The following is a 13849-nucleotide window of genomic DNA, read 5'->3' on the forward strand; positions in this document are numbered from 1 at the left end:
GTCAGGCCTCCTTCGGGGCCGGGTCGCCGACCTTGACGGTGCGCCGGCGGCCGCGGCTGCCGGGCAGGGCCGCAACGCCGAGGTGGGCCGGATCGAGGCCGGACAGCTTGTGCCCGCCGCCGAAGAACTTGGTCCGGGCCAGCACGCTCATCAGCGGCTTGGTGAACAGGAACACCACGGCGACGTCGATCAGCGTGGTCAGGCCGAGCGTGAACGCGAAGCCCTTCACCGCGCCGATGGCCAGGATGAACAGGATGATCGCCGACAGCATGGACACGGCGTCCGCGATCAGCACGGTCTGCCGGGCCCGCAGCCAGCCGGTCTCCACCGACGTGCGCAGGCTGCGCCCGTCCCGTACCTCGTCACGTATCCGTTCGAAGTAGATGACGAACGAGTCCGCGGTGACGCCGATCGCGACGATCGCGCCGGCGATGCCGGGCAGGTTCAGCGCGAACCCGACCGACGAGCCGAGCAGCACCATGAACGCGTACGTGATCGCCGCCGCGACGACCAGCGAGGCCAGGACCACGATCGCCAGGCCGCGGTAGTAGATCAGCGCGAACGCCATGACGAGGATCAGGCCGATGATGCCGGCGATGATGCCCGCCTGCAGCTGCTCACCGCCCAGCGTCGCGGACACGTTGTCCACCGACGACACCTCGAAGGCCAGCGGCAGCGCACCGTACTTCAGGATGTTGGCCAGCTCGGTCGCCGTGGCCTGGGTGAAGCTGCCCTCGATCTGCGCCCGGCCGTCGGGGATCGACACCGTCGTCGGCGCCGAGATGACCTGGCCGTCCAGCACGATCGCGAACCGGTTGTTCGGCTCGGACTGGGTCGACAGGGACTTGGTCACCGCGGCGAACTGCCTGGTGCCCTCGTCGTTGAACTGCAGGTTCACCACCCAGCGGACGTCGTTCTGCGGGATGCCCGCCGACGCCGTGGTCAGCTTGTCGCCGGTGATCAGGGTCGGGCCGAGCAGGTACTTCTCGGTCTTCTCCCGGTTGCACGTCATCAGCGGCTGGTCGGCCACGTCGGGGAACTCGTCGCCGCACTGGTAGCCGGCGAACTCGGCCTGGTCGTTCTGGCTCGGCTGCCAGGTCAGGCCCTGATCCTCCGGCGTACCCTTCCCGGGCTCCGACGGCCGCGGCGTCTTCGGCGGCGGCGGCGCGGTCGGCAGCTGCGGCGCCGGCCGGCCGTTGCCCGTCGGGGACGCGGTCGGGCTGGTCGATGCGCTCGGCGACGGCGAGCCGCTCGGCGCCGGGGTCTCGCTCGACGACGGGGTCGGGGTCGGGGTTGGATCCGGGGCCGGTGGCGTCACCTGCTCCGCCGCGTACACCGCGCGGAAGCGCAGCACCGCGGTCTGCCCGACCAGCCGGACCAGCTCGTCCTGCTGGACATTCGGCACCGACACCGTGATCTGGTTGCCGTTGGCCGTCGTCACCTCGGTCTCGCCGACGCCGAGGCTGTCCACCCGGTTCTGGATGATCGTCTGGGCCAGGTTCAGGCTTTCTTCGCTGACCGCTCCGCCGCCGGTGAGATTGCTCGCCGTCAGCGTGATCGTGGTTCCACCCCGCAGGTCGAGACCGAGCTTCGGCGTCCAGGTCTGGTTGATCGCCATGATCCCGAAGAGGGCGGCGACCAGGACGGCGAAGACGATCAGGATACGGCCCGGGTGGCCGCTGTTCGATGCCACGTGCTGCTAGTTCCTTATCGAGTACTGGTGCGAAGTCATTCCTGGGGCGCCGGGATCAATCCTTGGGTGCGCCCGGGCCGCCGCCGGTCCCCGGCCCGCTGCCGGTGCCCGGTCCGGTGCCACGGTCGGACGTCTGCTCCGAGGCGGGCTGATCGGCCGCCGGCTTGTCCGCCGCGGTCTCATCGGTGTCGTCGTCCTGCTTGATCGAGTACTCGCGCCAGGTCTGCTCCCCCGGCTCGTCGGCCTCGGGCTTGGCGGCGTCGGCGTCGTCCTTCAGGTCGAGCGTCGAGGCCGGTTCCTCGGGCTCCGGCACGGTGCTGTTGACCGTCTCCGGGTTGTCCTCGTCCTCCGGGCCGGCCACCCGCACGATGGCCTGCTTGAGCACGGTCAGCTCGGTGCCCGGCGACAGCTCGAGCACGGCCTGCTTGTCGCCGATCCGAAGGATGGTGCCGAACACGCCGCTGCCCAGCAGCACCCTGGTCCCCGGCTGCAGCGCGTTCAGCGTCTCCTGCTGCTTCTGCTGCCGCTTCCGTTGCGGCCGGATCATCAGGAAATAGAACGCGACGACCATGAGACCGATCAGGACGATCGTCATGACTGGCGAATTGGGGTCCATGTCTCCACAAATCAGCTTCGGGGCGCGGGGTGCGATGCCCACGCCGGATGTGCGCCGGCAAGCGCCGACCGCCGTACTCTACCCAGTCTCCCTGGGAACAGACAGACGGCAGCGGCCGCGAGTCCGGCCGAACCTCAATCCGGCGGCAGGCCGGGGCTGGTCAGCAGGCCGCCGTCGACCGGGAGCACGTGGCCGGTGATCCAGGCCGCGTCGGGCGAGGCGAGGAACGCCACCGCCCCGGCGATGTCCTCGGGTTCGCCGACCCGGCCGAGCGGATACAGCCCGCGGAGCCGGTCGGCGCCGCCGGGCTGCTCGTCCCAGACCCGGGTCCGGATCGTGGCCGGCGCGACTGCGTTGACCCTGATCCCGTCCCGGGCCAGGGAGGCGGCCAGATTCCCGGTGAGCGAGGTGAGACCGGCCTTCGCCGCCGAGTACGGCTCGCTGCCCAGCGCGGTCAGGCCGTTGATCGACGTGATCGTGACGATCGAAGGGCCCCGGGTGCTCCGGCGCAGGTGCGGCACCGCGGCCCGGCAGCAGCGCACCACGCCCAGCAGGTTCAGGTCCAGCATCCGCGACCAGACCGCGTCGTCGGTCTCCTCGAAGGCGCCGTGCAGCGTGTCGCCGCCGGCGACGTTGACCAGGATGTCGAGCCCGCCCTGCGCTGCCGCCGCGAGATCGACGGCCCGGGCCACGGAGTCGGGGTCGGTGACGTCCAGCCGGTACGCGACGTGATCACCGGCGGCCACCCGGGGCAGGTCGTCGGCCACGGCCCGGGCCGCCGCCTCGTCCAGGTCGGTCACCACGACCCGGGCGCCCTCCGTTGCCAGCCGTACGGCACAGGCGCGGCCGATCCCGTACCCGGCGCCGGTGATCAGCGCCGTACAGCCCGCGAACCGAGTCAGACCCGTCATCGTCGCCGCCCTTCAGCTGAACAGGTCGGGCGGTTCGGCCACCGCACCCCGGGCACCGGCGGGTGCGGTCAGACCCAGGTGCCGCCAGGCCGCGGCGGTGGCGACCCGCCCACGCGGCGTACGCATCAGGAAGCCCTCCCGGACCAGGAACGGCTCGGCCACCTCCTCGACCGTCTCGGCCTCCTCGCCGACCGAGATGGCCAACGTGGACAGGCCGACCGGGCCGCCGCCGAACCGCCGGCAGATCGCGTCCAGCACGGCGCGGTCCAGCCGGTCCAGGCCGAGCTCGTCGACCTCGTACAACTCCAGGGCGGCCCGGGCGACGTCCCGGGTGACCAGCCCGTCGGCGCGGACCTGGGCGTAGTCGCGGACCCGGCGGAGCAGCCGGTTCGCGATCCGCGGCGTGCCGCGGGACCGGGACGCGATCTCCTTCGCGGCGTCCGGGCGGACCTCGACCGTGAGCAGGACGGCCGACCGGTTGACGATCCGTTCCAGGTCCTCGTCGGCGTAGTAGTCGAGCTGGGCGGTGAAGCCGAACCGGTCCCGCAGCGGGCCCGGCAGCAACCCGGCCCGGGTGGTCGCGCCGACCAGGGTGAACCGCGGGATGTCGATCGGGATCGCCGTCGCGCCCGGGCCCTTGCCGACCACGACGTCGACCCGGAAGTCCTCCATCGCGAGATACAGCATCTCCTCGGCCGGTCGGGACATCCGGTGGATCTCGTCGAGGAAGAACACCTCGCCCTCGACCAGTCCGGACAGGATCGCGGCCAGGTCGCCGGCGTGCTGGATCGCCGGGCCGGACGAGATCCGCAGCGGCGCGCTCAGCTCGGCGGCGATGATCATGGCCAGCGTCGTCTTGCCCAGCCCGGGCGGGCCGGACAACAGCACATGATCAGGTACGGCCTCGCGATGCCGGGCCGCGTCCAGCACCAGGCCGAGCTGGTCCGAGACCCGCGGCTGACCCGTGAACTCGGCCAGCGTGCCGGGACGGGTCGCCGACTCCAGCGCCCGCTCGTCCGGCTCGGCGTCCGGGTTGGTCAGATCGATCTCGCTCATCGTCGCCATTGTGTCAAGGGCCGCCGGCTCGGAGCGGCCGACGGGCCGCCGGCGCCGGAACTGGTCCAGCGCGAGTCGTTGACGCGGGCCCGCCCAGTCGGAACGATGCATGCGTATACAACGATGTCTACGAGCCGCCTGAGGTGAGCTCGACCTCGGGAGGCGAGATGCGCGCGACATCCTGGTCCGGACGGAACCCTATCCTGCTGCTGGCCCTGCTGTTCCCGGTGCTGGTGGCGCTCGGGCTGTGGGCGGCGCCGGTCCAGGCCGACGCCGAACCGGCCGCCGCGCCGGCGCAGACGGTGCGCAACCCGCTCCGGGAGGGCGTCGCGGATCCGTGGCTGTTCACCCATCACGGCAGCTACTACCTCACGTACACGACGGTGGACCGGATCGTGCTGGTCAAGGCGAAGTCGGTGGCGGAGCTGGCGACGGCGCCGGCGACCACGATCTGGCAGGACTCGTCGCCGGAACGCTGCTGCCACATCTGGGCGCCCGAGCTCCACTTCCTCAACGGCCGGTTCTACGTGTATTACACGGCGCAGGACAGCAGCTCGGACCTCTCCAAGCACCGGATGTACGTCCTGGAGAGCCGGGGCTCCGACCCGATGGGCTCGTACACCTTCAAGGCGAAGCTGGCGACCCAGAACGACTTCTCGATCGACGGCACCGTGCTGACGATGCCGAACGGGAGGCTGTACCAGGTCTGGTCCGGGCACCTGAACGGCAGCCCGCAGAGCCTGTTCATCTCGCAGATGAAGAATCCGTGGACCTTGGTCGGGCCGACGACCCTGCTGTCCGAGCCGACCTACGACTGGGAGAAGCACGGGTTGGTCAACGAGGGCGCGGTGGCACTGCGGCGCGGCGGCCGTACCTTCCTCTTCTTCTCCGCCAGCCAGTGCGCGACCCCCGACTATGCGGTCGGCACGCTCGAGTTCACCGGCGGCAACGTGCTGGACCGGCGGTCCTGGCAGAAGTCGACCAGCCCGGTGTTCCAGCGCAACGACGCGAACTGGGTGTTCGGCCCGGGACACAACAGCTTCTTCACCTCGCCGGACGGCAAGGAGGTCTGGAACGCCTACCACGCGGTGACCAGCTCCAGCGGCGCGCCGTACGGCAGCTGCGGCGGCGACCGGAGCCTGCGGATCGACAAGGTCAGCTTCACCGAGGACGGCACCCCGAAGCTCGGCGTACCGTCGGCCAGCTGGCAGAACGTCGCCCTGCCGTCCGGGGATCCGGGCGTTGCGCCGGTGCCGGACGGGACGTACCGGATCGCGCCGAAGAACATCCCGGCCGGCGCCCTCGACGTGCTCGACTGCTCGACCGCGGACGGCGCCGACGTATCGGTCTGGAACGACGTCGGCAGCGCCTGCCAGCGGTGGCAGCTCAGCTACCTGAACGACGGCACCGGGACGTACAAGATCATCAACGCCGACACCGGGAAGGCGCTGCACGTCGAGGGGTGCTCGCCCGACCTGAACGTCAACGTGGTGCAGTCCGGCTACACCGGCGCCGACTGCCAGCGCTGGTACGTGGACCGGCTGCCGGGCGACCACGTCCGGATCACCTCCAAGATCGGCGGCCGCTCGCTCGACGTGGCCGGCTGTTCGAACACGCCGCGAGCCGACGTCCGGGTCTGGAACTACTGGCAGGGCGATTGCCAGAAGTGGAAGCTGAACCCGGTCTAGCTCTTGATCATCATTTCTTGGCCAGCGACTTCAGCGCCGCACGCATGATCTCGGCGACGCCGAGGTCGGGGTTCTCGGCGACCAGGGGTTCCACGTTGTCGCAGGCCGCGTCGGCGTCCCGGGCCGACCAGCCGAGGCCCTGCAGGCCCTGGCTGACCTGATCCCGCCAGGCCGGCGGCCGGCTCGGTGCCGGTGCGGCCGGGCGGTCGGCCAGGCCGACGGAGTTGATCTTGTCCTTGAGTTCGATGACGATCCGCTGGGCACCCTTGCGGCCGATGCCCGGGACGGCGGTGAGCGCGACCAGGTTCTCGGTGGCGATCGCGGACCGCAGGTCGTCCGGGCTGAGTACGGCGAGGGAGGCCTGGGCGAGTTTCGGGCCGACCCCGGACGCGGTGAGCAGCAGCTCGAACAGCTCCCGTTCCTCGGTCGTCGCGAAGCCGTACAGGGTGAGCGAGTCGTCCCGGACCACCAGCGAGGTGGCCAGTGTCGCCGGCTGGCCGAGCCGCAGGTTCGCGGTCGTGTTCGGCCCGCAGTGGACCAGCATGCCGACCCCGCCGACGTCGAGCACCGCCGAGGTCGCGCCGAGCTGGACCACCTCGCCGGTCAGCCTGGCGATCACGCCCGTCCTCCCCTGACCCGTCCGGTCGCTGCCGCGTAGGCCGCCCGCTGCCGGGCCTGCTGGGCCGCCGCCGCGCCGGTCGCCTCGGCCAGCCGCGACGTGCCGCCGCCGCGCCAGACGTGACAGATCGCCAGCGCCAGCGCATCGGCCGCATCGGCCGGCTTCGGCATCGCGTCCAGTTTGAGGATTCGGGTCACCATCTGTCCTATCTGTTCCTTGCCGGCCCGACCGGAGCCGGTGATCGCCGCCTTGACCTCGCTCGGGGTGTGCAGCGCGACCGGCAGGCCGTGCCGGGCCGCGACCAGCATCGCGATCCCGGCGGCCTGCGCCGTGCCCATCACGGTCTGCACGTTGTGCTGGGCGAACACCCGCTCCACCGCGACCGCGGCCGGCCGGTGCTCGGCGACCCATTCCTCGATGCCCTGCTCGATCTGCAGCAGCCGGCGGGCCGGGTCGAGGTCGGCCGGGGTCCGGACGACACCGACGGCGACCATCGTCGGCGGCCGGCCGGGCCGCCCGTCGACCACGCCGAGCCCGCACCTGGTCAGCCCGGGGTCGACCCCGAGCACGCGCACCGACCCATCCGAACACACGTTCGGAACCCTATCCCCGGTACCTCCGCCGCCTCCTGCGGCGCGCCGGGCCCGCGCCCGACCGCATTTTCACAAATTGTTTGACCAAAGAGTGGAACGCTGCCTCGAAGGCGCTGACCGGGGCCGGTTCTCGTTGGTACGGTCACCGCAACTGGCGGGGACTCGTACCCCCGGGATCACCACACAAAGGAGTGGCGCCATGGTTTCCCGACGCAGTTTTCTCAAGATCAACACCGCACTCGCGACGGCAGGGCTGACCGCCGGGTGGCTCGGCTCGACGGCCACCGGTGCGGCCGCGGCCGGAACGGGCGTGACCTGGACCGACGGCAGGCTGCTGCCGTCGTTCGCCCGGCCCAAGCATCTCGACGTCGCCGACATCCACACCCTGCACGGCGAAGATCAACTTCTGCTGACCACGTTGCAGGGCGCGGTCAACCGGAATCGGCCGGAGCTCTACTTCGCCTACGACGACTCGGGTGTCGACGACAAGTGGCTGGCCGGCATCGACGTACCGAAGACCGTTCATGATCAACCACTGGACCTGGTCGCGAAGTATGCGGGCCGGGTCAAGGGCGCGATCGTGTACGACCCCGCGGTGCGGGACACGGTCAACATCGCCACCACGCTGGCCGGTCTGAAGGGTGCCGTGGTGGCCACGGCCGAGCAGGCGGAGACGTACCAGCTCAAGATCATCGAGGACCTCCGCGGCCGGTTCGACGGGCAGTCCAAGACCGAGATCTACCAGTGGCAGCTGGACCACCTGTGGCCGCAGTGCGAGCAGCGGCTGCTGACCGGGCTGCCGCCGACCCGGGTGGTCGACGTCGACGGCGTCACCTGGCGCGAGGTGGCCCGCGAGACCGAACAGATCCGGGACTCGTCCAACCGCGACTTCTACACATTCGACGTGTCGGCCGAGCTCGGCGGCGAGGCCGTCTATGTGAAGTTCGGCGACGCGTTCGGCTCCGACGGCTGGGGCGCGTCGGTGGCCTCGGTGAAGGTCCTCGCCGACGGCACCGAGATCGCGAACTTCCTGCCCGACACTCCCGAGGAGGCCGAGTTCCTGGTCGAGGGCGGCAACTCCTCGATCGGCGGCGACGCCAACCGGTTCGCCGACGGCGGCAACTTCTTCGTCTACCGGTTCGCGCCGCCCGCGGGCACCACCAAGCTCGAGGTCACCGTCGATCTGTGGAACCAGTACCTGGTCTCCGCGACCGACACCGCGCCGACCCGGATCGAGCCGTTCCCACACTTCCGCGACTACGTGGTCGCGACCAGGGCGATGGTGGTCTGGCTGGACCCGAACGGGGAGCCCGGCGAGCTGCTCCGGACGATCTTCGGCGCGACCGAGACGACGACGCCGTACCTGGGCTGGTTCTCCAACGACGTCGCCGGCGAGTGGGGCGGAGTTGATCTTGCCGCGACGCAGAGCGTCGAGGTGTTCGCGGCCGACTTCTTCACCAACGGCACCGTGCACGGCGGTGTGCCGGCCGACATCTCGTCCCGGGTCCGCAGGATCCGCCGGACCGGGATCGAGAACAAGGCGTACGTGACAATGACCGTCGGCGAGGGCGACAACATCCAGTACTGCCAGCGGCACATGCGCCACCTCTGGGACAACCCGGACCGCGGCAAGGCGCCGACCAACTGGACCATCAGCCCGGTGCTGGCCGACACGGCTCCCGCGCTCTACCGCTACTACCAGGAGACGGCGACCGAGAACGACCTGCTGGTCTGCGGGCCGTCCGGCGCCGGCTACACCTACGGCGGGTCCTGGCCGCGGGCGGACTTCGACGCCTACACCGAGGTGACCGGACGCTATCTGCGGCTGACCGGTCTTGATCTTGTGTACGCCTACAACAACCGGGACGAGAACGGCTGGATCCCGATGCCGGACTGGGTGATCGACTCGTACCGGAAGAACACGCCGCTGCGCGGGATCATGCAGTCCTGGGACGGCGGCGGGATCATCGCCGACGGCAAGCTGCCGGTGATCGGTCACTTCGGCGTCCCCGGGCAGGCGGTCGAGTTCAAGGCCGGCCTGGACGCCTACATCGCCGACTGGGATGGGAACTCGCCGTTCTTCATCTCGGCCGGGATCTTCGCCTGGGGCTGGAACCCGACCGACATCGCACAGCTGAACGAGCTGCTGGCGGCCGACGACCGCTACCAGGTGCTGCTCGGCGACACGTTCTTCGACCTGCTCCGCCGGACGCCGAACCCGGGACCGCCGCCGCCCCCGCGGACTGCGACCGCCCGGCGGCGGGCCGGAACGGCGACGCCGGAGCCGCGGATCACGCCGCGCTGACCTGACGCGTCCGAGCTCCCGGTCCTGACGGGCCGGGGCTCGGGCGGTCAGTCGAGGCAGAACTCGTTGCCCTCCGGGTCGGCCATGATGATGAAGCCCTGGCTCATCGGCGGTTCCGGATCGTTCCGCTTGAGTTGCCTGGCCCCGAGCGCCTGCAGCCGCTCGGACTCCGCGCCCAGCGCGGCCATCCGCTCCTCCCCCTCCAGGCCCGGAGCGGTCCGAACATCGAGGTGGACCCGGTTCTTGATCGTCTTGCCCTCCGGCACCCGCTGGAAGTAGAGCCGCGGCATGGTTCCTTCGGGGTCGTGGATCGCCGACGCGCCGTTGCGCTGGTCCGCCGGCACCCCCCACGCGTCGAGCGCCGCATCCCAGGTGTCGAAGCCTGGCGGCGGTGCGTCGAACTCGTACCCGAGCGCCTCGGCCCAGAAGCCGGCCAGGGCGCCCGGATCGGCGCAGTCGTACGTCACCTGAAATTCCTTGGCCATTTCACGCCTCCTGTCAGGATGGGGAATTCTCGGTCGGCCGTTCCGTCCGGCTCGGCGACCGTGGCATGATGCAACGGTACGGCCACGGCAGCCGGCTGCCTGCCCCGGTGACGGGATGGCGAATGCCGTACGTCCGCAGAGTTGATCATCGACGATGACACCACCGCGGATCGACTGGGCAACGCAGGCACCCCATGTGTTCACTCCGCGGAGAGGACATCTCATGATCATCCTGCCCACCCCGCCCGAGGCCAAGGCACAGGCCAAACGACTGCGCCGCGCGCTGGCCGCCCAGGGCGTCGAGTTGAGTCATGCCCGAGCCCTGGAGTTGATCGCCGCGACGCACGGCGTCCGGGATTGGAACACCTTGTCCGGACTGGCACCCGCCGAAGCACCGGCCGGAGCCGTGGTCCCCATCCTGCGGATCTTCGACTGGGACGCGACGCAGGCGTTCTATCGTGAGTTCCTCGGCTGGACTGTCATCAGCCATCAGCAGTTCGAGGGCCACGCCCCGCGCTACCTGCGACTGCGTGGCCCCGACGGCGTCCGGATCGATCTTTCCGAACACCCCGGCGACGGCACGCCCGGCACCGCGATCTTGATCGAGATCTCGGAGGTCGCCGCCCTGCACGCCGAACTGCTCGGCCGGAATTTCGGATACGCGCAGCCGACTCTGGAGGACTCGGAACACGGGCGCACCGTGACGTTGCACGACCCCTGCGGCAACCGGATCACCTACCTGGAGGTGCGGACAGCGGGCGCCGACCGAGTGCCGGACGAGCTCTCGCCGATCGTTCACGAACTCCGAGTTGATCTTGACCCGGGTGCCGCCTTCGACCGGTTCACGTCGTTCTCCTGGTGGCGCAACTACGGGATCAAGGAGGGTGGCCGCGTGGTGATCGAGAACGGCGAGGTGATCTTCAAGAACCCCGACGGCGCGTTCTCGATCGGCACGATCACCGACTGGCAACCCGGCCGTCGCTACGCCCAGACCTTCACGCTGGCGCAGGATCCGGACTTCCCGTCCAGCCTGACCGTCACCTTCACCGCGGACGGCGACGGCACCCTGGTCCGGTTCGAGCACGGCGGCTGGAACGCGACCAACGCCGGCCGCCGCGGCCATTTCGCCGAATGGCCGGTCATCCTCGCGGGCTACACCGACCTGACCTGAGCCCCGGATCCGGCGTGTCGGAATTCCTCCACGGACGAGGCATTTCCACGTGGCCATCGCGTTTTGGGCGCTCGCCCGTGGAGAAATAACGACATCGAGGAGCAGACCCTCATTCGATCGGCCCCGAATAGGCGCTGCAGGTGATGATCATGCACCCGCCGTAGAGCGCACTCATGATCACCGCGGCTCCGGCCGCCAGCAGTCCGAGCGAGAGCAGGAGGTCGCGGACCAGGTGGCGGCCGGCGCTGCGGAAGCGCCACGCGGCCCAGGTCGCGATGCCGCCGAGGAACAGGGCCGCGATCGGGAGGTGGACGAGGATCGGCACCGGCACGAGCATGATGCCGAGAAACACGATGGCGGCGACCAGGACCGACAGCGCCGCTGTCGTCCCGACGACGACCAGGACGCGGCTGCTCGTGCCGGCCGTGAAGATGTTGCGGACCCAGGTCGCGGCGAGTGCGGCGAGCAGGGCGCCGGCCAGCACGGCCACCGGGACGATCAGCTGCGGAGGCACCGCCAAACCCAGCGTCATGAGAGGCATGATCGCGATGAAGGCGAGCAGGGACGCGAGCACCCAGCTCATCGGCCCGGCGGCCTGGCTGGTGGTGTCGGAATCGCTGGCGGTCGTCATCATCGACATCCTCGATTGGCAGTTCGAGCGTAACCCGATGTCGACGGCGGCTGATCGGCTCCGACCTCGGGGGTGAAGGACCGAACCGAGACAAGGAGCACCGCCATGAACGATCAGATCCAGCCGGCACCGATCCACGTACCCGACGCCGAGCTCGACGACCTCAAGGACCGGCTGGCCAGGACCTGCTGGGCGCCCGAGCCGGCCGGCGGCGACGTCGACTACGGCACCTCGAACGCCCGGGTCCGGGAGCTCGTCACGTACTGGAAGGACCGCTACGACTGGCGCGCCTGGGAGGCCAGGCTCAACGCATACCCGCACTACGAGACCGAGATCGACGGCACCCGGGTGCACTTCGGCTGGATCAAGTCGCCCGAGCCGGACGCGATCCCGCTGATCCTGTGCCACGGCTGGCCGGGCTCGGTCTTCGAGTACGTCAACGTGATCGGCCCGCTCAGCGACCCGGCCGCCCACGGCCTGGATCCGAACGTGGCGTTCGACCTCGTGCTGCCGTCGCTGCCCGGCTTCGGCTTCTCCGGACCGACCCCGGACACGGGTTGGGGCGTCGGCAGGATCGCGGCGGCGTTCGTCGAGCTGATGCGGCGGCTCGGCTACTCCCGGTACGGGACGGTCGGCAACGACTGGGGTTGCGGGATCGCCCCCGAGCTGGGACGACTGGCGCCCGACGCGGTGATCGGCGCGCACGTCACCGAGGCGTGGTTCGACGCACCGGACGACCCGGAGTTGATCGCCGGCCTATCGGAGCGGGACCGGGGCGCGATGGAGGCCTGGCAGCAGTTCTCCACCACGGCCGCGTACGCCATGGTGCACAGCGAGCAGCCGCAGAGCCTGGCCCACGCGATCACCGATTCACCGGCCGGGTTGGTCGGCTGGAACGTCCAGTGCATGGACGATCAGGAGGTCGAGGCGATCCTGACCCACGCCTCGGTGCACTGGCTGACCAACACGGCCGGCTCGGCGATCCGGATCTACGCCGAGGCCGACCGGGAGCAGCTGCCGGTCGCGGCCGACGTGCCGCTCGGCGTGATCCAGTTCCCGCATGACCTGCCGTCGGTCCGGGCCTTCGTCGAGCGGCAGCACAATCTGGTGTCCTGGACCGAGGCGGACCGGGGCAGCCACTACGGCGCCTACGATGCGCCGGACCTGTTGATCGACGACGTGCGCCAGTTCTTCGCCGGGCTGCGCTGAGTAGCGGCGCGACCTCGCCGCCCGCCGTGCTGGTGCGGGTTTGCCGTCGGATACGGTCGGGCCGGGCGAAGGAGGGCACGTGCGAGATCCGTGGGAAGACGTCGACGATCGGGGGTGCATCGTCACGGGCGCGGCCAGAGCCCGGGTGCCGCTGGCGTACGAACCGGTCCTCGAAGCCGCCCTGATCGGCGTGGCCGACGCCGCCCCGGACGCGGAACTGCACCTGTACGGCTCGGTGGCCACCGGGCGGGCCGTGATCGGGCGTTCCGACGTGGACCTGTTGGCGATCGGGCTGCCGGCCGACACCGCCGACGCCCTGGAGCGCGACCTCTCGGCCCGGTTCGCCGGGCTCTGCCGCTCGGTCGACGTCGGTGCGGTCCGCTGGGACGAGTACGACGGCGACGGCGACATCCCGTACGGGAATCGGGTGTTCCGGCGGCACTACTGCGTACCGCTGACTCGCACCGACCGCGAGGTCGAGCCGCCCTATCCCGCGGACCGGCGCGCCGCCCGGGCCTTCAACGGCGACCTCGGCCGGCACGCCGCCGGCTGGCGCAACGACCCGATGGCTGACCCGGCCGCGCTGGCCCGGCGGGTGGGCCGGAAGACTCTGCTCGCGGTCGCCGGGTTGGTCAGTATCCACGACCGGACCTGGACCACCGACCGGGAGGCGGCCGCGCACCGCTGGGCCGAACTCGAGCCGGGCTGGGCCGGGCCGCTGCGCACCCTGTTCGCGTGGGGCGAGTCGACCGTCGTCCCCGATCCGGCCGGCCTGCGCGACGCCCTGGCGCCGGACGGCGTCGTCGCCGCGGTCGAGACGGTATTCGCCGACCGGATCGGGTTCTGGGCCGACGACCTCGGCAGCTCCTGAA

The 13849-nt window shown here is 70.5% G+C and carries 14 protein-coding genes; 6 read left to right on the top strand and 8 right to left on the bottom strand.

Annotated elements, in window-relative coordinates:
• Position 1 precedes the first annotated feature (1 nt).
• The 4 genes from secD to ruvB all read right to left on the bottom strand — a co-directional run bounded on the left by secD (position 2) and on the right by ruvB (position 4276).
• Positions 2-1693: a protein translocase subunit SecD gene (gene secD / locus BKA15_RS02285; RefSeq protein ID WP_312878798.1), complete on the bottom strand. Its 1692-nt coding sequence runs from the start codon at positions 1691-1693 to the stop codon at positions 2-4.
• A 55-nt stretch (positions 1694-1748) separates the two neighbouring features.
• Positions 1749-2288, bottom strand: a complete 540-nt coding sequence (yajC, locus tag BKA15_RS02290; RefSeq protein ID WP_179747906.1) for a preprotein translocase subunit YajC — start codon at positions 2286-2288, stop codon at positions 1749-1751.
• 155 nt (positions 2289-2443) lie between these two features.
• Positions 2444-3220 (bottom strand): SDR family NAD(P)-dependent oxidoreductase, encoded by a 777-nt coding sequence (locus BKA15_RS02295; RefSeq protein WP_179747907.1) that lies wholly within the window; start codon positions 3218-3220, stop codon positions 2444-2446.
• A gap of 12 nt (positions 3221-3232) precedes the next feature.
• The gene (ruvB, locus tag BKA15_RS02300; RefSeq protein WP_179747908.1) at positions 3233-4276 is read right to left on the bottom strand and encodes a Holliday junction branch migration DNA helicase RuvB; all 1044 of its coding nucleotides are present in this window, start codon (positions 4274-4276) and stop codon (positions 3233-3235) included.
• Between the two features lie 167 nt (positions 4277-4443).
• On the opposite strand from ruvB, the gene BKA15_RS02305 reads away from it, so the two are divergent.
• Positions 4444-5964 (top strand): family 43 glycosylhydrolase, encoded by a 1521-nt coding sequence (locus BKA15_RS02305; protein ID WP_179747909.1) that lies wholly within the window; start codon positions 4444-4446, stop codon positions 5962-5964.
• A 10-nt stretch (positions 5965-5974) separates the two neighbouring features.
• Here BKA15_RS02305 and ruvA read toward each other — a convergent pair whose 3' ends face one another.
• Both ruvA and ruvC read right to left on the bottom strand, forming a co-directional pair.
• Entirely contained in the window at positions 5975-6583 is a 609-nt protein-coding gene (ruvA, locus tag BKA15_RS02310; protein ID WP_179747910.1) for a Holliday junction branch migration protein RuvA, read from the bottom strand.
• Positions 6580-7158, bottom strand: a complete 579-nt coding sequence (gene ruvC, locus BKA15_RS02315; protein ID WP_179758183.1) for a crossover junction endodeoxyribonuclease RuvC — start codon at positions 7156-7158, stop codon at positions 6580-6582. Before ruvC ends, ruvA begins: the two co-directional genes overlap by 4 nt.
• Before the next feature lie 217 nt (positions 7159-7375).
• Between ruvC and BKA15_RS02320 the strand changes: the two genes are divergently transcribed.
• Positions 7376-9481 carry a GxGYxYP domain-containing protein gene (locus BKA15_RS02320; RefSeq protein WP_179747911.1) on the top strand — a complete coding sequence of 702 codons (2106 nt, stop codon included), beginning with the start codon at positions 7376-7378 and terminating at the stop codon, positions 9479-9481.
• Positions 9482-9528: 47 nt separating this feature from the next.
• On the opposite strand, the gene BKA15_RS02325 is transcribed toward BKA15_RS02320, so the two are convergent.
• The gene (locus BKA15_RS02325; protein WP_179747912.1) at positions 9529-9966 is read right to left on the bottom strand and encodes a VOC family protein; all 438 of its coding nucleotides are present in this window, start codon (positions 9964-9966) and stop codon (positions 9529-9531) included.
• Between the two features lie 223 nt (positions 9967-10189).
• Between BKA15_RS02325 and BKA15_RS02330 the strand changes: the two genes are divergently transcribed.
• Positions 10190-11137: a glyoxalase superfamily protein gene (locus tag BKA15_RS02330; RefSeq protein WP_179747913.1), complete on the top strand. Its 948-nt coding sequence runs from the start codon at positions 10190-10192 to the stop codon at positions 11135-11137.
• Between the two features lie 109 nt (positions 11138-11246).
• Here BKA15_RS02330 and BKA15_RS02335 read toward each other — a convergent pair whose 3' ends face one another.
• Positions 11247-11669: a hypothetical protein gene (locus BKA15_RS02335; protein ID WP_179747914.1), complete on the bottom strand. Its 423-nt coding sequence runs from the start codon at positions 11667-11669 to the stop codon at positions 11247-11249.
• A 7-nt stretch (positions 11670-11676) separates the two neighbouring features.
• Between BKA15_RS02335 and BKA15_RS02340 the strand changes: the two genes are divergently transcribed.
• The 3 genes from BKA15_RS02340 to BKA15_RS02350 all read left to right on the top strand — a co-directional run bounded on the left by BKA15_RS02340 (position 11677) and on the right by BKA15_RS02350 (position 13848).
• Complete coding sequence (locus BKA15_RS02340; RefSeq protein ID WP_179747915.1) at positions 11677-11844, top strand: hypothetical protein; 168 nt, start codon at positions 11677-11679, stop codon at positions 11842-11844.
• Between the two features lie 29 nt (positions 11845-11873).
• Positions 11874-12977 (top strand): epoxide hydrolase family protein, encoded by a 1104-nt coding sequence (locus BKA15_RS02345; protein WP_179747916.1) that lies wholly within the window; start codon positions 11874-11876, stop codon positions 12975-12977.
• Between the two features lie 79 nt (positions 12978-13056).
• Positions 13057-13848 carry a nucleotidyltransferase domain-containing protein gene (locus BKA15_RS02350; protein WP_179747917.1) on the top strand — a complete coding sequence of 264 codons (792 nt, stop codon included), beginning with the start codon at positions 13057-13059 and terminating at the stop codon, positions 13846-13848.
• Position 13849: the final 1 nt, after the last annotated feature.

The sequence above is a fragment of the Microlunatus parietis genome (assembly GCF_013407955.1).
Taxonomy (GTDB): Bacteria; Actinomycetota; Actinomycetes; order Propionibacteriales; family Propionibacteriaceae; genus Microlunatus; species Microlunatus parietis.